General features: G+C 40.4%; 13 protein-coding genes, 1 tRNA gene, 2 rRNA genes, 1 other RNA gene and 1 other annotated feature. Of the genes, 14 read left to right on the forward strand and 3 right to left on the reverse strand.

Annotation, left to right across the window (positions count from 1 at the left end; genetic code table 11):
- The first annotated feature begins 168 nt into the window (after positions 1-168).
- Both guaB and MKX53_RS00065 read left to right on the forward strand, forming a co-directional pair.
- Positions 169-1635 carry an IMP dehydrogenase gene (gene guaB, locus MKX53_RS00060; protein WP_340908224.1) on the forward strand — a complete coding sequence of 489 codons (1467 nt, stop codon included), beginning with the start codon at positions 169-171 and terminating at the stop codon, positions 1633-1635.
- Between the two features lie 142 nt (positions 1636-1777).
- The gene (locus tag MKX53_RS00065) at positions 1778-3112 is read left to right on the forward strand and encodes a serine hydrolase (RefSeq protein WP_419957682.1); all 1335 of its coding nucleotides are present in this window, start codon (positions 1778-1780) and stop codon (positions 3110-3112) included.
- 22 nt (positions 3113-3134) lie between these two features.
- On the opposite strand, the gene pdxR is transcribed toward MKX53_RS00065, so the two are convergent.
- Positions 3135-4553, reverse strand: coding sequence for a MocR-like pyridoxine biosynthesis transcription factor PdxR (pdxR, locus tag MKX53_RS00070; protein ID WP_422194114.1), 1419 nt, complete (start codon positions 4551-4553; stop codon positions 3135-3137).
- Positions 4554-4778: 225 nt separating this feature from the next.
- Positions 4779-4998 (forward strand) — a binding site (T-box leader).
- A 52-nt stretch (positions 4999-5050) separates the two neighbouring features.
- On the opposite strand from pdxR, the gene serS reads away from it, so the two are divergent.
- Positions 5051-6325, forward strand: coding sequence for a serine--tRNA ligase (serS, locus tag MKX53_RS00075; RefSeq protein WP_340761063.1), 1275 nt, complete (start codon positions 5051-5053; stop codon positions 6323-6325).
- Positions 6326-6342: 17 nt separating this feature from the next.
- On the opposite strand, the gene tadA is transcribed toward serS, so the two are convergent.
- Positions 6343-6816 carry a tRNA adenosine(34) deaminase TadA gene (gene tadA, locus MKX53_RS00080; protein ID WP_093538733.1) on the reverse strand — a complete coding sequence of 158 codons (474 nt, stop codon included), beginning with the start codon at positions 6814-6816 and terminating at the stop codon, positions 6343-6345.
- A 76-nt stretch (positions 6817-6892) separates the two neighbouring features.
- On the opposite strand from tadA, the gene MKX53_RS00085 reads away from it, so the two are divergent.
- The 3 genes from MKX53_RS00085 (at position 6893) to MKX53_RS00095 (ending at position 9439) form a co-directional block, all read left to right on the forward strand.
- The gene (locus MKX53_RS00085; protein ID WP_340908226.1) at positions 6893-8029 is read left to right on the forward strand and encodes a glycosyl hydrolase family 18 protein; all 1137 of its coding nucleotides are present in this window, start codon (positions 6893-6895) and stop codon (positions 8027-8029) included.
- Between the two features lie 106 nt (positions 8030-8135).
- A complete protein-coding gene (locus MKX53_RS00090; protein ID WP_093538735.1) occupies positions 8136-8768 on the forward strand; it encodes a deoxynucleoside kinase in 633 nt (210 codons plus the stop codon).
- A 2-nt stretch (positions 8769-8770) separates the two neighbouring features.
- The gene (locus tag MKX53_RS00095) at positions 8771-9439 is read left to right on the forward strand and encodes a deoxynucleoside kinase (protein ID WP_093538736.1); all 669 of its coding nucleotides are present in this window, start codon (positions 8771-8773) and stop codon (positions 9437-9439) included.
- Positions 9440-9616: 177 nt separating this feature from the next.
- Here MKX53_RS00095 and MKX53_RS00100 read toward each other — a convergent pair.
- A tRNA-Ser gene (locus MKX53_RS00100) sits at positions 9617-9709 on the reverse strand.
- A gap of 222 nt (positions 9710-9931) precedes the next feature.
- Between MKX53_RS00100 and ffs the strand changes: the two genes are divergently transcribed.
- From ffs to MKX53_RS00140, 8 genes are all read left to right on the forward strand, one after another.
- Positions 9932-10199, forward strand: an RNA gene (ffs, locus tag MKX53_RS00105) — signal recognition particle sRNA large type.
- Between the two features lie 152 nt (positions 10200-10351).
- Positions 10352-12097, forward strand: a complete 1746-nt coding sequence (dnaX, locus tag MKX53_RS00110; RefSeq protein ID WP_340908227.1) for a DNA polymerase III subunit gamma/tau — start codon at positions 10352-10354, stop codon at positions 12095-12097.
- Between the two features lie 14 nt (positions 12098-12111).
- Entirely contained in the window at positions 12112-12432 is a 321-nt protein-coding gene (locus MKX53_RS00115) for a YbaB/EbfC family nucleoid-associated protein (RefSeq protein ID WP_093538738.1), read from the forward strand.
- Between the two features lie 12 nt (positions 12433-12444).
- On the forward strand, positions 12445-13041 hold the full coding sequence (recR, locus tag MKX53_RS00120) for a recombination mediator RecR (protein ID WP_093538739.1): 597 nt from the start codon (positions 12445-12447) through the stop codon (positions 13039-13041).
- Between the two features lie 14 nt (positions 13042-13055).
- Entirely contained in the window at positions 13056-13271 is a 216-nt protein-coding gene (locus MKX53_RS00125) for a YaaL family protein (RefSeq protein WP_340908228.1), read from the forward strand.
- A gap of 59 nt (positions 13272-13330) precedes the next feature.
- Entirely contained in the window at positions 13331-13588 is a 258-nt protein-coding gene (locus MKX53_RS00130; protein WP_340908230.1) for a pro-sigmaK processing inhibitor BofA family protein, read from the forward strand.
- A gap of 267 nt (positions 13589-13855) precedes the next feature.
- A 16S ribosomal RNA gene (locus MKX53_RS00135) occupies positions 13856-15410 on the forward strand.
- A gap of 195 nt (positions 15411-15605) precedes the next feature.
- Positions 15606-18534, forward strand: a 23S ribosomal RNA gene (locus tag MKX53_RS00140).
- The 16S and 23S rRNA genes sit together here, the layout of an rRNA operon.
- Positions 18535-18574: the final 40 nt, after the last annotated feature.

Here is an 18574-nt window from a genome sequence, read left to right on the forward strand (position 1 = left end):
TATTTCTATTTTATATATACATATTAAGAAACTTAAGCATTAGTAGTTGATTTAAATAATGTAGAAAGAAAAATCCGAATAAACATATTATTTGTGGATTCTTGACACTTACAAGAAGCGCTGATAACCTTGTAATAATATTCATTTAACGAGGAGGAATTTTGAAAAATGTGGGAGTCTAAATTTCAAAAAGAAGGATTAACATTTGATGATGTTTTATTAGTTCCAGCTCAATCAGAAGTTTTACCAAAAGATATAAATTTATCTGTGCAATTAACGGATAAAATTAAATTAAATATACCAATGATTAGTGCAGGAATGGATACAGTAACAGAAGCTAAAATGGCAATAGCAATGGCACGTCAGGGCGGACTTGGAATTATTCATAAAAATATGAGTATTGAAGAACAATCTGAACAAGTACTAACAGTTAAACGTTCAGAAAATGGAGTTATTACAGATCCTTTCTTTTTAACTCCAACTCATCAAGTATATGATGCAGAGCATTTGATGGGGAAATATAGAATTTCCGGTGTCCCTATTGTAAATAATGAAGAAGATTTACAATTAGTCGGCATTATCACAAACCGTGATTTACGTTTTATTCAAGATTACTCTTTAAAAATTGATGATGTAATGACAAAGGAACAACTAGTTACAGCTTCTGTTGGAACCACTCTTGAGGATGCAGAGAAAATTCTTCAACAATATAAAATTGAAAAGTTACCTATCGTTGATGAAAATGGAAAACTAAAAGGATTAATCACTATTAAAGATATTGAAAAAGTGATTGAATTTCCTAATGCTGCAAAGGATCATCATGGACGCTTGTTAGTTGGCGCTGCAGTAGGTGTTACAAAAGATACGATGCTTAGAGTGCAAAAACTTGTAGAAGCACAAGTAGATGTGATTGTTATTGATACAGCACATGGTCATTCTCAAGGGGTTATGGATACGGTAAAACAAATTCGGAACACTTATCCAGATTTAGATATCGTAGCTGGTAACGTTGCTACTGGTGAAGCAACTAAGGCTTTATTTGAAGCAGGAGCTGATGTTGTCAAAGTTGGTATCGGCCCTGGTTCTATTTGTACTACTCGTGTTGTAGCAGGTGTTGGGGTTCCTCAAATTACTGCTATATACGATTGTGCTACAGAGGCTCGCAAAGCAGGTAAAACAATAATTGCTGATGGTGGTATTAAGTATTCAGGTGATATTGTAAAAGCCTTAGCTGCTGGTGGACATGTTGTTATGTTAGGAAGTTTACTTGCTGGTACGACAGAGAGTCCTGGAGAAACAGAAATTTTCCAAGGTAGACGTTTTAAAACTTATCGCGGAATGGGATCAATTGCAGCTATGGAAAAAGGCTCAAAAGACCGTTACTTCCAAGAAGATGCAAAAAAATTAGTTCCAGAAGGCATTGAAGGCCGTCTTCCTTATAAAGGACCACTTTCTGATACTGTGCACCAATTACTAGGTGGTGTTCGTGCAGGAATGGGGTATTGTGGAACAGGTACACTTGAAGCGCTAAGAGAGAATGCACAATTCATCCGCATGACTGGTGCTGGATTACGTGAAAGTCACCCTCATGATGTTCAAATTACGAAAGAAGCTCCAAACTACTCTATATCGTAAGTAATTGCACTGGATAGAAACTTTTGCACCCATTTCTCGTCTTAAACTAGGACGAATGGGTGCTTTTTTGTATACAAGTGTCCTACCTTGCTAAAGTATGATAAAATGAGCAATGATAAAACCAAAAGGTGGAGGTACGATAGTGAAGAAGGTATGGATGACATCAATGATAAAGTGGCTTGTACTTCCGATGTTTCTTGTGTCAGTAGTATGTAGTATGCCTGCTGCTACAAAAGCAGAGGAAAGCTTGAATTTAAATGTAGATGCAGCAATTTTAATCGATGCAGAGACAGGAAAAATTTTATATGAAAAGAATTCTGAGACAGCGCTTGGAATAGCAAGTATGACGAAAATGATGACGGAGTATTTGTTATTTGAAGCAATAGCAGAAGGTAAAGTAACATGGGATCAACAATATAATGTTACTGAATATACATACAAAATCTCTCAGGATCGTCGTTTAAGTAATGTACCATTACGTGAAGATGGCAGCTATTCTATTCAAGAGCTTTATGAAGCAATGGCCATATATTCTGCAAATGCTGCTACTATAGCAATTGCTGAAACAATTGCAGGTACTGAAGATAATTTTATAAAGCTAATGAATGAAAAAGCAGCAGAGATGGGACTAGAAGGATATAAATTCGTCAATTCTTCAGGTCTAAATAATGAAGATTTACAAGGTATGCACCCAGCGAGTACTAATGCTTCTGATGAAAACGTAATGCCTGCCAAATCAGTGGCAATTCTTGCATATTATTTGATGAAAGATTTCCCTGAAGTTTTAGAAACTACAAAGATTCCTAAGAAAATATTCCGTGAAGGAACTTCTGATGCAATAGAGATGAGTAACTGGAACTGGATGTTACCAGGTTTAGTATATGAATACGAAGGCGTAGATGGATTGAAAACCGGAACAACAGAATTTGCAGGTCATTCCTTTACTGCAACTGCTCAAAAGAACGGAATGCGTGTTATTTCTGTCGTAATGAAAGCAGTGGGTGCAGATGGAAAAGGTTCGTACAAAGCACGTTTTGATGCAACAAGAGCTCTATTAGATTATGGGTTCTCCCAGTTTTCTAAAGAAGAGATTGTTCCAGCAGGATTTAAAATTCCAAAACAAGCCACATTAAAAGTAGAAAAAGGGAAAGAGGACACAGTTGCAATTGCTGTGAAGGAACCCATTTCTATGATTATTAAGACAAATGAAAAAGAATTGTACAAGCCTGTATTTACACCAACTAAAGAGACGCTTGAAGCAGCTATTAAAAAAGACACAGTTGTAGGTAAAGTTCACTTAGAGAAATCTGAAGGAACTGACTATGGCTATATAACTGATCAAGCGGCAGAAACAGATGTAGTAACTACTGAAGCTGTAGAACGTTCTAGTTGGATAAGCTTAATGTTCCAAGGAATCGGTAAATTTTTTGGTAATTTATGGAACAGCACAACAGACTTTATAGGTGGATTATTTTAAATAGCAGAAGCACCGTAGCTCATCAAGAGTTACGGTGCTTTTTAATTTCTAGTGCTTTCATCAGTTGATGAATAGAAGAAGCAACTTGTTCCATTTTTAGACCACCAAAACCTAGTACAAGCTTTGGAAAAGTTTGCTCATCTAATTTCGATGAAATGTAATCCTGAAGACCATAAATCCGAATGTCCGCTTGCTCAGCAAGTTTTACTAGTTCTGTCTCTGTTTTAGTTGTACGAATGGTAAGTAAAATATGCATACCCGCTTGTTCTCCCGAAATACTAACCGTGGGATGGTATTGTAAAATAGTTTTTGTAATAATTTCTAACTTACGTTTATAAATCTTTCTCATTCTATTTAAATGTTTTGCAAAGTAACCATCTTCCATAAAGTTTGCTAGTATATGCTGATCCATTCGAGGAACTGTAGCTGCATAATAAGAAAATTTTTGTTTATATTGTAAGATTAGAGACTTTGGTAGAACTGCATAGGCTATTCGCAAAGAAGGCATTAGTGACTTAGAAAATGTACTCAAATAGATGACCCGTTCATTTTGATCTATACCTTGTAGGGAGGGAATAGGCTTACCCGTGTATCTAAACTCGCTATCGTAATCATCTTCAATAATGTATCTATTATCCTGCTGATATGCCCACGCTAGTAACTGGTTGCGTCGGGTTGCAGATAATACTGCTCCTGTCGGAAACTGGTGAGAGGGAGTCACATACATCACATTTGCAAAAGATTGCTCAAGTTTAGAAACTATGACCCCATCATTATCTACTGCTATAGGTACAGACATCCTACTATCATTAAAAAATAAGTGATGTGTAAGTGGATATCCAGGGTTTTCAAATCCATACACTGCCTTTTCACCAAGCAAATGAATAATAAGCGGCATAATTTGTTCAGTACCTGAGCCTAGAATAATTTGTTCAGGTGTACTCTTTACTCCCCTAGATTGGAATAAGTAAGAAGAAATTTGCTGTCTTAATAAATAATCTCCTTGGGGATGACCTAACTGTAGTAACTCCCCATTTTCTTCATTTACAATGTCCTTCGCATATCTTCTCCAAGTCTTAAAAGGAAAAGAGTCTGTATCAATTTTACCTGTAGAAAGATCGACCGAAAAGGAAGATGTATCAGTCGATTCCGGCACGATAGAAGCAATACCTTGTTCAATGATCGCTAATTCTTCTAAATTTTGAACAAAGTATCCACGTCGAGGTTCAGATACTATAAACCCTTCAGCAACTAACTGGCTATAGGCAAACTCAATCGTTGTCTGACTGACTGCTAAATATTCGGCAAGCTTTCTTTTAGAGGGAAGCTTACTACCTTCTTCAATTGTTCCGTTTATTATGGCTTTCTTTATGGATTGGTATAATTGTTCATATAGTGGGATTTTTGAATTATGTATTAACTGAAACATTAGGAAATCCATTATTTCTCCCATCTGACCACTTCTTTTGATTTATTTAGATACTTATAGTATGGTCATATTTTATTATACTAAATTTAATAAAAATAATGGAGCACTTGCATAAACAATTAGAAATCCTTTCACAAACTCTCGTCATGTAGGAAGGCAATGTTATATTGTAGAGAAGATATAGGAAAGTCTTGCAAAAGAAGTTCACGTATAGTAAAGTATGAGTAATTTCATGAATCAAAAACGATGATAGGAAGCAGTAACAAGCTCGTTTTTTTTTAGAGAGTCAGCGGTTGGTGAAAGCTGATATTAACACTTGTGAATCCGTCCTTTGAGTTGTGCGGCTGAATGATTAGTAGGTCGTGCCGGTTGAAAAGCCGTTACAGTACAAGTAAGTGGATTCTGTCTATGACAGGATCAATCAGGGTGGCAACGCGGGTATGCTCTCGTCCCTTTTTCATGGGATGGGGGCTTTTTTGTGTTTTCAAAATTTTAAGGAGGAATATTATATGTTGGATGTAAAATTTGTACGTGATAATTATGAAACAGTTAAAGCAAAACTTGCTAAGCGTGGGGAAGATATTTCAGAATTTGATCAATTCCAACCTTTAGATCAAAAGCGTCGTGAATTGATTGCGAAAACAGAAGTGTTAAAGGCTGAAAGAAACGAGTTTTCTCAAAAAATATCTCTGATGAAACGAAACAAAGAAAATGCAGATGAACTTATCGCACGTATGCGTGAAGTAGGCGACGCAATAAAATCATTAGACGATGAGCTACGGGATGTAGAAGAAAAATTTGAACATATGATGATGCGAATCCCGAATATTCCGCATGATAGTGTACCGATTGGTGATTCTGAAGATGATAACGTAGAAATACTTAAATGGGGAGAAGTTCCTTCATTTGATTTTGAAACGAAGGCACATTGGGATATTGCGACAGATTTAAAATTAGTAGATTTTGAACGAGCGGCAAAAGTAACAGGAAGTCGTTTTGCATTTTATCGTGGTCTAGGAGCAAGACTTGAACGTGGATTATTAAACTTCATGATGGACTTACATGCTGAAGAGCATGGCTATGAAGAAATGCTTCCTCCTTATTTAGCAAATCGTGCAAGTCTTACAGGCACTGGGCAACTTCCAAAGTTTGAAGAGGATGCTTTCCTAATTGGAGAAGAGGATTATTTCTTAATACCAACTGCAGAAGTACCTGTAACAAATTTTTATAGAGACGAAATATTAGATGGGGCGGAACTTCCACAAGCGTTTACTGCTTATAGTGCTTGTTTCCGTTCTGAAGCTGGATCAGCAGGTCGCGATACTCGTGGGTTAATACGTCAACATCAATTTAACAAAGTCGAGTTAGTTCGTTTTGTAAAGCCAGAGGATTCTTATGAGCAGTTAGAACTTTTAACTGGACATGCAGAAAAAGTATTACAATTGTTAGGTCTGCCATATCGTAAACTTCATATGTGTACAGCAGATTTAGGCTTTACAGCTGCAAAGAAATACGATTTAGAGGTTTGGTTACCAAGCTATGGTGAATACAAAGAAATTTCTTCATGTAGTAACTTTGAAGATTTCCAAGCTAGACGTGCAGGAATTCGTTTTCGTCGTGAAGCTGGAGGAAAACCTGAGTATGTGCATACTTTAAATGGCAGTGGATTAGCACTGGGACGAACAGTAGCGGCTATATTAGAAAATTACCAACAAGCGGATGGAACAGTTATAGTTCCAGAAGTTCTTGTTCCATATATGGGTGGAAAAACTGTTATTAAATAAAAAAAGAACCAGATTCGCTATAAACCGCGTTTCTGGTTCTTTTTTTGTTCACGAAGGTTACGGAAAAATTGAGTGAGTATACTGCCGCATTCTTCTGCTAAAATGCCTTCTGTGACGTCACAGCAATGGTTAAATCTATCGTCATTTAATAGTCTGTACAGAGAATCTACACAGCCGGCTTTGGTATCTCTTGCTCCGTAAACTACTCGAGGAATTCGTGACTGTAAAATTGCTCCTGCACACATAGGGCAAGGCTCCAAGGTAACATATAAAGTTGTTTCTTCTAATCTCCAATTATTAAGTGCTGCACAGGCCTCTTGAATAGCGAGCAGTTCTGCATGGGTTGTGGCATTTAGGCTTGTTTCTCTTAAGTTGTAAGCCGATGCAATAACTTGATCATTATGTACTATTACAGCACCTATAGGAACTTCTCCAATGGCTGCTGCCTTCTTTGCTTCTTCTATGGCTAAATTCATATAATATTCATCCATTTTTCATCGACTCCTTCTTCTTAGTTTAGCATGTTTTTTTGAGAACTTGCATACTCTAAGATGAAGGAGTGATGCATTGATCCATATAGTTAAACAAGGAGATAGTTTATATGCAATCGCCAAACGGTTCGGAACAACAGTGGAAAGTATTGTCTCTATAAATGAAATTCCTGACCCTGATGTATTAGTAATAGGCCAGGCGCTGGTACTACCATCAACTCCAAGTCCAAACAGACCTACCATTGAAACAAATTTGTATGTTGAATGGTATACAGAAGTACCTGCGGAACGTGTGTTAGAGCAAGTAGAGAAAGTAGCCTCCAATTTAACGTATATGATGCCTTTTTCGTATGAAGTACTACGAGACGGCTCATTGACGGAGATGAATTGGGGGACGTTAAGTGAAATTGCTAAAGAGCAACAGGTAGAAACAGTGATTGTCATAGCGAATATTGAAGATTATGGGTTTAATGCTACTCTAGCTCATACCATTTTCACCGATGAAGCAGTGAAGACCAATTTGTTTAAACAAGCGGTGGCAGAGGCTGAAAAAAGAGGAACGAAGCATATTCATATAGATTTTGAATATATGGAAGCGACGGATAGAGAAAACTACGTGAACTTTATAAAGGAATTTAAAGAATTTGCTAAAGGATATGTTATATCCGTAACACTTCCGCCTAAGACTAGTGCCGATCAACCAGGAAGATGGTATGAAGCTTTTGACTATAAGGCAATAGGAGAAGTAGCAGATTTTGTTGTTATTATGACTTATGAATGGGGATATAGTGGTGGGCCACCGATGGCTGTCTCTCCAATTGGACCAGTTCGTAGAGTATTGGAATATGCAAAGACAGAAATACTGCCAAGTAAAATTATGATGGGGCAGAATTTGTATGGATATGATTGGACATTACCTTATAAGGTAGGAAACCCAAATGCTAGAGCATTAAGTCCACAACAGGCTATTCAACTAGCAAAGGATCGAAATGCCGCAATCGAGTACGATCAAAATGCACAGGCTCCTTTCTTTCACTATTGGCAGAATGGTATCGAACACGAGGTTTGGTTTGAAGATGCACGTTCTATTCAAGCTAAATTCAAACTTTTAATAGAACTGCAGCTGCTAGGAATAGCATATTGGCATAGTGGATTTGACTTTCCACAAAATTGGTACTTACTTCATGAAATGTTCCAAGTGAAGAAAAAATAGAGCAAATTAGCCTTTCCTTGGAAAGGTGGATTTGCTCTATTTTTCGTTTTCAGCGTGTGCTAAAATAGATGATACGACTTGAAATCTTAGAGTGAGGTTAAAACTTATGTCCATTCCATTTATAACAGTAGAAGGTCCAATAGGGGTTGGGAAGACTTCCTTGGCGAAAGCTATTTCGGCCAAATATCAATTTGCATTACTGAAAGAAATTGTAGATGAGAATCCTTTTTTAAACAAGTTTTACGAGGATATAGCAGAGTGGAGTTTCCAAACAGAGATGTTTTTTCTGTGTAATCGTTATAAACAATTAAGTGATATAGAGAAAAAATATTTATCAAAAGAAAATCCAGTTGTGGCTGATTATCATATTTTCAAAAATCTAATTTTCGCGAAACGTACATTGAGTGAAGTAGAATATGAAAAGTATGAATCAATATATCAAATCCTAACAAAGGATATGCCTGTTCCTAATATGGTCATATATATAGATGCAAGTATAGATGTACTTCTTAGTCGAATTGATATGCGAGGAAGGGATTTCGAGAAAAAAATTAGCCCTGACTACTTGGAGCAGCTCTCAGCAGATTATCGAATGTTTATCGATGACTTCGAACAAAAGCATCCTGAAGTACCAGTTCTTCGAATAAGTGGAAACGAGATAGATTTTGTTCAAAATGGTAAGGACCTACAAATAATACTAGAAAAAGTAGATGCAACATTGCATAAAAGGAGTTATTAATAATGAGTTTAAGAGAGAAATATGGCATCCCTTCAAATGCAGTCATTACAATTGCAGGAACTGTTGGAGTGGGTAAATCAACAATGACTAAAGCATTAGCAGAAGCATTACATTTTAAAACGTCTTTTGAAAAAGTAGATACAAACCCGTATTTAGATCGTTTTTACGAAGACTTTTCTAAGTGGAGCTTTCATTTACAAATCTACTTCCTAGCTGAACGTTTTAAAGAGCAAAAAAGAATGTTTGAGTATGGCGGTGGCTTTATACAAGACCGTTCTATTTATGAAGATACTGGTATATTTGCACAAATGCATAAAGAAAAAGGTACGATGGATCCTGTAGATCATGAAACCTATACGAGCTTGTTTGAAGCTATGGTAATGACTCCATATTTCCCACATCCAAACTTACTAATATATTTAGAAGGATCAATGGATGACATTATCGATCGAATTCACGATAGAGGTCGCCCAATGGAGCAGCAAACCCCTATCTCTTACTGGGAAGAAATGCATGGACGCTATGAGCGATGGATTGATGCATTCAATGGTTGTCCAGTACTTCGTTTGAATATTAATGATTATGATATTATGACAAACCCGAATGACGTAGAAACAATTTTAGAACGCGTTGGTCAATTCATGGAACAAACTGCTATTATTCGTAAATAAATAAAATCCTCCTGTGATTATTTACAGGAGGATTTTTATATAAGGAAGTTATTTTGGCATAAAAAAAGAAGCTAACGGATATCGCTACCTTCTTAATATTCTGAACACAATGTTTTAAGAAAAATTCGTTACCTATGTAACGAATTCAATCTCAAATTTATGCGTGTGTATATAAAATGGAGGAGGAAGAGGGATTCGAACCCCCGCGCGGTATGACCCGCCTGTCGGTTTTCAAGACCGATCCCTTCAGCCAGACTTGGGTATTCCTCCGAAGTACATCAACTAATTTATCATAGAAGAAAATGAATGTCAACATATTTTTAGTCAAATGAGTGTGAGAAACTATATATGACCATTGTGAAAAGAAAAAAGAGATATTATCTCTTTTTTTAAAAAAATCTTTATGTTATTACTATAAAATAGTAAATGTATATAAATTTACTTATGCTTTATCATTGATTTTTGTCTATAAAAAAAGTATACTTGTAAATGCCGTGCTAGGTGGGAAGGTAGCGGTGTCTTGTAACTCGCAATCCGCTCTAGCGAGACTGAACTCCTTCTCTGAGGTTGAATACATGTAGGGTCTGGTATTTGCACGTGACGTTGACGTTTGGGTCCTGCGCAATGGGTACCCATGAACCATGTCAGGTCCGGAAGGAAGCAGCATTAAGTGGTGTTTTCTCATGTGCCGCGGGGTAGCCTAAACTGAGTTAACGACAAAGGTGCCGCTTATGTGTTTCAATCGAAGGAAGGTGCACGGCATTTAATATTAAACTTCAACTCATTTGTCTAATAGACAGATGAGTTTTTTATTTGGAAAAAAGATTTACTATACATAAATAAGCGAAGTCTAGTTAGCTTTATGGTATAATAGAAACCATTAACAATTAGAAATGAGAAGGAGGGAAATGATTGTCGTATCAAGCTTTTTACCGTGCTTATAGGCCACAATCGTTTGCGGAAATGTCCGGTCAAACTCATATTAAGCAAACTCTTCAAAATGCCCTCCTTTACAACAAAACAACACATGCTTATTTATTTTCTGGTCCTCGAGGTACAGGTAAAACTAGTGCAGCGAAAATATTTGCAAAGGCTTTGAATTGTGAAAATGGTCCAGCAAAAGAGCCTTGTAATACATGTGAAACTTGTAAAAGTATAACAGAAGGCTCAAATACAGATGTGATTGAATTTGACGCAGCTTCTAACTCTCGAGTAGAAGAAATGCGTGATATTATCGAAAAAGTACGATTTGCACCTTCTAATGCTAAATATAAAGTGTATATTATCGATGAAGTGCATATGCTTTCCACGAGTGCATTCAATGCATTACTGAAGACACTAGAAGAACCACCAGCCCATGCTGTGTTCATCTTAGCAACAACAGAACCACATAAAATACCATTAACTATTATCTCTAGGTGTCAGCGTTTTGATTTTAAACGAATTACATCCAGTGATATTGTCTCTCGCATGGAAGAGGTATTAACGGATGCAAAAATTGAATACGATGAAGATGTACTGAAAATCATTGCGCAATCAGCCGCCGGCGGTATGCGTGATGCACTTAGTATGCTCGATCAAGTTGTATCCTTTAGTGCTGATAAAATGACCATTGAAGATGCATTACTGGTAACTGGTTCAATCGGGCAGGAAGTCTTTTTTCAATTAGCAGATGCATTGATAGAAAAAGATATAGCTAAGGCCTTAGCTTGTATAGAAAAGTTAATCGAAGATGGCAAAGATCCAGTGCGATTAACAGAGGATTTTATAACTTTCTATAGAGACTTACTTGTCCTACTTGTTGCTCCTGAGCAAACTGAATTACTAGAAATAGCGACAGGAGACTCTATGTTTTTAGAGCTTGCTTCCAAGTTTCAAGTAGATACCTTATACAAAGGCATTTCTATCTTGACAAATACACAACAAGAAATGCGTTTTTCTAATCATGCGAAAGTATATCTAGAAACAGCTATAATTCGATTGGCACACGTACCAAAAGAAGGAACCATATCAAGTGAGAGTAACTCGGAGTTAGAAACAAAGGTACGAGTACTTGAAACACAATTACAACAGCTGCAGCAGCAATTAAGCCAAGGGATGACATTGCAAGCTAATACTGGAACGCAAGATCAACCAAAGCGTCAAAGACAAAAGTCCTCTGGAGGCGTCAAAGTATCGAGTGGCCGGATATCAGAAATTTTGAAGACCGCCACAAAAACAGATATCCAGGTGATTAAATCTCAGTGGGCAAGTATTTTACAGCAATTGCAAAAATCTCATGCTGCTTTATTAAATGATGCAGAGCCTGTAGCAGCATCTTCTAATGCATTTGTGTTAAAATTCAAGTATGATATTCATTGTCAAATGGCTATGGAGAACAAAACGTTTTCCACTTCGTTTCCCCAGTTAATCGCTAACTTAACAGGGACTATGTATGAAGTGTTATATGTGCCTGAAGAAAATTGGTTAAAGATTCGAGAAGACTTTATTAAGCAAAATGGTTTAAAACAAAGCACTCCGGAAACTGATGGAAATTCCTCTGAGCCAACTGACTCAATGGAACTATTACAGGCGATGGAACAAGTATCAGAGGATCCGTTGATAGTAGAGGCGGAGAAATTATTCGGAAAAGAATTTGTAGAAGTACAAGATAACTAAGGAGGAAAATTATTATGCGTGGAATGGGAAATATGCAAGGTATGATGAAACAAATGCAAAAAATGCAAAAGAAAATGGAAGAGGCACAAGAAGAATTAGCTACTCAACGTTTTGAAGCAGTAGCTGGTGGTGGTATGGTGAAAGTTATAGTTTCAGGACAAAAGGAAGTGCTAGAAGTAGAGCTAGATCCAGCAGTAGTAGATCCAGATGATATTGAAATGCTTCAAGATCTAATCGTTATTGCTACAAATGATGCTATTAAAAAAGCAGAAGAAACAGCGAACTCCACAATGGGTCAATTCACGAAAGGGTTGAACCTTCCTGGCATGTTCTAGGAGGAATAATAGATGCACTATCCTGAACCGATATCAAAACTAATTGATAGTTTTATGAAATTGCCGGGAATAGGGCCGAAAACAGCGGCCCGTCTGGCTTTTTTTGTCTTAACCATGAAAGAAGATACTGTTTTAGATTTTGCAAAAGCTTTAGTTGATGCGAAACGAAATTTAAGCTTTTGTTCTGTATGTGGGCATATAACCGACATTGATCCTTGTCATATTTGTCAGGATCAACAAAGAGATGCATCTTTAATCTGTGTGGTTCAAGATACAAAAGATGTAATTGCCTTGGAAAAGATGAGAGATTATAACGGGCGATACCATGTACTTCATGGAGCAATTTCACCAATGGATGGAATTGGCCCAGAAGATATCAATGTACCTTCGCTTTTGAAAAGATTGCAAAATACAGAAATCGAAGAACTAATACTAGCTACCAATCCTACTATAGAAGGAGAAGCAACGGCGATGTATATTTCACGTCTTGTTAAACCGTCTGGTATTAAAACAACTAGAATTGCTCATGGATTACCTGTAGGTGGAGATTTAGAGTATGCAGATGAAGTAACTCTCTCTAAAGCTCTGGAAGGTCGCCGAGAGTTGTAGGAGGATGTGTTGGTGTGATGTTTTCTAAAAAAGGGAAAATGAAAAAGGAATTCGATGAGCAATTCATTACACTCATGAAAGAAACAAAGTCAGATTGGCATCAAGCCCAGTTAATAGAGGAATACTTAAATGACTACGATTTAGATGCAGTTGCTAAAAGGAAAATGGCAGAAAGTATCCACTTCTATCTATATAAAGAAGCAAGGATCCGAAATGTCATCCTCAAATAGAATAACAAGAGCAATAGTTACATATAATGATAGATATGATTTTATGGAGGGTGTAACTCATGAAGTTTGTTATCATTATATGTTCACTATTGCTTTTATCTTTATTGTTATTTCGTAATTCATTTCCAAAGTTTTTTGAAGGACTATCTATCTTGTTGTTTCGTTTAGGTTTTTCCATACTCTTATTATATGGTGTACATTTATTGGTGGGGTCAATGGGTTATGCAATACCGGTGAATTTGTTTACAGGTACTGTAGCAGCAGTGTTAGGTATACCCGGAATCATCTCTGTTGTAGCGATTTCTATATTAATTTAAAAAAGTTTGCAAAAAGTGTTGACTTTATCATGAGAAGCGAGTAATATTGTAGAAGTCGCCAAGAGGTAATACATTATGGCAGACAACATGAACATTGAAAACTGAACATGCAAAACGTTAAGAAACATAGCTTTCAACTAACTTGTTAGGATGAGAGCAAAACAATTTTGGACATCATTTAATGATGATGCCAGCAAAACAAAATGAGCTTTTAAACTAGTTCTAATTTGTTCGCTTTCAATGTGCTCTGCATACTGGAAGTGAACTATTATGGAGAGTTTGATCCTGGCTCAGGACGAACGCTGGCGGCATGCCTAATACATGCAAGTCGAGCGAATGACGAAGAAGCTTGCTTCTTCTGATTTAGCGGCGGACGGGTGAGTAACACGTGGGCAACCTGCCCTGTAGATTGGGATAACTCCGGGAAACCGGGGCTAATACCGAATAATCCATTTCCTCACATGGGGAGATGTTAAAAGACGGCATCTCGCTGTCACTACAGGATGGGCCCGCGGCGCATTAGCTAGTTGGTGAGGTAACGGCTCACCAAGGCGACGATGCGTAGCCGACCTGAGAGGGTGATCGGCCACACTGGGACTGAGACACGGCCCAGACTCCTACGGGAGGCAGCAGTAGGGAATCTTCCACAATGGACGAAAGTCTGATGGAGCAATGCCGCGTGAGTGAAGAAGGTTTTCGGATCGTAAAACTCTGTTGTGAGGGAAGAACAAGTACGAGAGTAACTGCTCGTACCTTGACGGTACCTCATTAGAAAGCCACGGCTAACTACGTGCCAGCAGCCGCGGTAATACGTAGGTGGCAAGCGTTGTCCGGAATTATTGGGCGTAAAGCGCGCGCAGGCGGTCCTTTAAGTCTGATGTGAAATCCCACGGCTCAACCGTGGAAGGTCATTGGAAACTGGGGGACTTGAGTACAGAAGAGGAAAGCGGAATTCCAAGTGTAGCGGTGAAATGCGTAGAGATTTGGAGGAACACCAGTGGCGAAGGCGGCTTTCTGGTCTGTAACTGACGCTGAGGCGCGAAAGCGTGGGGAGCAAACAGGATTAGATACCCTGGTAGTCCACGCCGTAAACGATGAGTGCTAAGTGTTAGGGGGTTTCCGCCCCTTAGTGCTGCAGCTAACGCATTAAGCACTCCGCCTGGGGAGTACGGTCGCAAGACTGAAACTCAAAGGAATTGACGGGGGCCCGCACAAGCGGTGGAGCATGTGGTTTAATTCGAAGCAACGCGAAGAACCTTACCAGGTCTTGACATCCCGCTGACCGGCCTAGAGATAGGCTTTTCCCTTCGGGGACAGCGGTGACAGGTGGTGCATGGTTGTCGTCAGCTCGTGTCGTGAGATGTTGGGTTAAGTCCCGCAACGAGCGCAACCCTTGATCTTAGTTGCCAGCATTTAGTTGGGCACTCTAAGGTGACTGCCGGTGATAAACCGGAGGAAGGTGGGGATGACGTCAAATCATCATGCCCCTTATGACCTGGGCTACACACGTGCTACAATGGACGGTACAGAGGGTCGCAACCCCGCGAGGGTGAGCAAATCCCATAAAACCGTTCTCAGTTCGGATTGTAGGCTGCAACTCGCCTACATGAAGCCGGAATCGCTAGTAATCGTGGATCAGCATGCCACGGTGAATACGTTCCCGGGCCTTGTACACACCGCCCGTCACACCACGAGAGTTTGTAACACCCGAAGTCGGTGGGGTAACCCTTACGGGAGCCAGCCGCCGAAGGTGGGACAGATGATTGGGGTGAAGTCGTAACAAGGTAGCCGTATCGGAAGGTGCGGCTGGATCACCTCCTTTCTAAGGATAATATCGGAATACGAATCTTTATTCGTATCTTAACGTTTTGCAGTTCAGTTTTGAATGTTCATTTTATATGAAGATTCAACTCTTGTTCTTTGAAAACTGGATAAAACGACATTGAAACAATAAACAACAAGAAATTCTGTTGTGATTATTTACGTAATCATGACGTGTAAGACTTTTTAACTTTTAGGTTAAGTTAATAAGGGCGCACGGTGAATGCCTTGGCACTAGGAGTCGACGAAGGACGGCACTAACACCGATATGCTTCGGGGAGCTGTAAGTGAGCTTTGATCCGGAGATTTCCGAATGGGGAAACCCACTGTTCGTAATGGAGCAGTACATTTGCGTGAATACATAGCGCATCTGAGACACACCCAGGGAACTGAAACATCTAAGTACCTGGAGGAAGAGAAAGAAAATTCGATTCCCTGAGTAGCGGCGAGCGAAACGGGAATAGCCCAAACCAAAAGGCTTGCCTTTTGGGGTTGTAGGACACTCTACATAGAGTTACAAAGGAATGAGTTAGACGAAGCGATCTGGAAAGGTCCGCAGGATAGGGTAAAAGCCCCGTAGTCTAAAATTCATTCTCTCTTGAGTGTATCCTGAGTACGGCGGAACACGTGAAATTCCGTCGGAATCTGGGAGGACCATCTCCCAAGGCTAAATACTACCTAGTGACCGATAGTGAACCAGTACCGTGAGGGAAAGGTGAAAAGCACCCCGGAAGGGGAGTGAAATAGATCCTGAAACCGTGTGCCTACAAGTAGTTAGAGCCCGTTAATGGGTGATAGCGTGCCTTTTGTAGAATGAACCGGCGAGTTACGATCCCATGCAAGGTTAAGTCGAGAAGACGGAGCCGCAGCGAAAGCGAGTCTGAATAGGGCGAATGAGTATGTGGTCGTAGACCCGAAACCAGGTGATCTACCCATGTCCAGGATGAAGGTAAGGTAACACTTACTGGAGGTCCGAACCCACGCACGTTGAAAAGTGCGGGGATGAGGTGTGGGTAGCGGAGAAATTCCAATCGAACCTGGAGATAGCTGGTTCTCTCCGAAATAGCTTTAGGGCTAGCCTCAAACGTTAGAATCTTGGAGGTAGAGCACTGTTTGGACTAGGGGCCCATCCCGGGTTACCGAATTCAGACAAACTCCGAATGCCAATGATTTATGTTTGGGAGTCAGACTGCGAGTGATAAGATCCGTAGTCAAGAGGGAAACAGCCCAGACCACCAGCTAAGGTCCCAAAGTATTTGTTAAGTGGAAAAGGATGTGGCGTTGCTTAGACAACCAGGATGTTGGCTTAGAAGCAGCCATCATTTAAAGAGTGCGTAATAGCTCACTGGTCGAGTGACGCTGCGCCGAAAATGTATCGGGGCTAAACAAATCACCGAAGCTGTGGATTGATACCTTTGGTATCAGTGGTAGGAGAGCGTTCTAAGGGCGTTGAAGTCAGACCGGAAGGACTGGTGGAGCGCTTAGAAGTGAGAATGCCGGTATGAGTAGCGAAAGACGGGTGAGAATCCCGTCCACCGTATGACTAAGGTTTCCTGAGGAAGGCTCGTCCGCTCAGGGTTAGTCGGGACCTAAGCCGAGGCCGATAGGCGTAGGCGATGGATAACAGGTTGATATTCCTGTACCACCAAACCACCGTTTGAGTAATGGGGGGACGCAGAAGGATAGGGTAAGCATGCTGTTGGTTATGCATGTCCAAGCAGTAAGGTGTGAATGTAGGCAAATCCGCATTCTTTAACATTGAGCTGTGATGGCGAGGACGTATGTCTAGAGTTCCTGATTTCACACTGCCAAGAAAAGCCTCTAGCGAGGTGAAAGGTGCCCGTACCGCAAACCGACACAGGTAGTCGAGGAGAGAATCCTAAGGTGAGCGAGAGAACTCTCGTTAAGGAACTCGGCAAAATGACCCCGTAACTTCGGGAGAAGGGGTGCTCTTTTGGGTTCATAGCCTAGAAGAGCCGCAGTGAATAGGCCCAGGCGACTGTTTAGCAAAAACACAGGTCTATGCAAAACCGTAAGGTGAAGTATATGGGCTGACGCCTGCCCGGTGCTGGAAGGTTAAGAGGAGTGCTTAGCGCAAGCGAAGGTGCGAATTGAAGCCCCAGTAAACGGCGGCCGTAACTATAACGGTCCTAAGGTAGCGAAATTCCTTGTCGGGTAAGTTCCGACCCGCACGAAAGGCGTAACGATCTGGGCACTGTCTCAACGAGAGACTCGGTGAAATTATAGTACCTGTGAAGATGCAGGTTACCCGCGACAGGACGGAAAGACCCCGTGGAGCTTTACTATAGCTTGATATTGAATTTTGGTGCAACTTGTACAGGATAGGCAGGAGCCTTAGAGCCCGGAGCGCCAGCTTCGGAGGAGGCGTCGGTGGGATACTGCCCTGGTTGTATTGAAATTCTAACCCATACCCGTAACCCGGGTAGGAGACAGTGTCAGGCGGGTAGTTTGACTGGGGCGGTCGCCTCCTAAAGTGTAACGGAGGCGCCCAAAGGTTCCCTCAGAATGGTTGGAAATCATTCGAAGAGTGTAAAGGCAGAAGGGAGCTTGACTGCGAGACCTACAAGTCGAGCAGGGTCGAAAGACGGGCTTAGTGATCCGGTGGTTCCGCATGGAAGGGCCATCGCTCAACGGATAAAAGCTACCCCGGGGATAACAGGCTTATCTCCCCCAAGAGTCCACATCGACGGGGAGGTTTGGCACCTCGATGTCGGCTCATCGCATCCTGGGGCTGTAGTCGGTCCCAAGGGTTGGGCTGTTCGCCCATTAAAGCGGTACGCGAGCTGGGTTCAGAACGTCGTGAGACAGTTCGGTCCCTATCCGTCGTGGGCGTAGGAAATTTGAGAGGAGCTGTCCTTAGTACGAGAGGACCGGGATGGACACACCGCTGGTGTACCAGTTGTTCTGCCAAGAGCATCGCTGGGTAGCTATGTGTGGACGGGATAAGTGCTGAAAGCATCTAAGCACGAAGCCCCCCTCAAGATGAGATTTCCCATTACGCAAGTAAGTAAGATCCCTCAAAGACGATGAGGTAGATAGGTTCGGGGTGGAAGCGTGGCGACACGTGCAGCTGACGAATACTAATCGATCGAGGACTTAACCAAATTTTGTTTAACGTAACAATGTCGTTTATCCAGTTTTGAG

It is taken from the genome of Psychrobacillus sp. FSL K6-4615, assembly GCF_038008225.1.
GTDB lineage: Bacteria > Bacillota > Bacilli > Bacillales_A > Planococcaceae > Psychrobacillus > Psychrobacillus psychrotolerans.

What these genes read in the sequence shown, in the direction of transcription:
- guaB (WP_340908224.1), top strand. Translation starts at nt 169, where the DNA reads ATGTGGGAGTCTAAATTTCAAAAAGAAGGATTAACATTTGATGATGTT.
- pdxR (WP_422194114.1), bottom strand. Translation starts at nt 4,553, where the DNA reads ATGGATTTCCTAATGTTTCAGTTAATACATAATTCAAAAATCCCACTA.
- serS (WP_340761063.1), top strand. Translation starts at nt 5,051, where the DNA reads ATGTTGGATGTAAAATTTGTACGTGATAATTATGAAACAGTTAAAGCA.
- tadA (WP_093538733.1), bottom strand. Translation starts at nt 6,816, where the DNA reads ATGGATGAATATTATATGAATTTAGCCATAGAAGAAGCAAAGAAGGCA.
- MKX53_RS00090 (WP_093538735.1), top strand. Translation starts at nt 8,136, where the DNA reads ATGTCCATTCCATTTATAACAGTAGAAGGTCCAATAGGGGTTGGGAAG.
- MKX53_RS00095 (WP_093538736.1), top strand. Translation starts at nt 8,771, where the DNA reads ATGAGTTTAAGAGAGAAATATGGCATCCCTTCAAATGCAGTCATTACA.
- MKX53_RS00115 (WP_093538738.1), top strand. Translation starts at nt 12,112, where the DNA reads ATGCGTGGAATGGGAAATATGCAAGGTATGATGAAACAAATGCAAAAA.
- recR (WP_093538739.1), top strand. Translation starts at nt 12,445, where the DNA reads ATGCACTATCCTGAACCGATATCAAAACTAATTGATAGTTTTATGAAA.
- MKX53_RS00130 (WP_340908230.1), top strand. Translation starts at nt 13,331, where the DNA reads ATGAAGTTTGTTATCATTATATGTTCACTATTGCTTTTATCTTTATTG.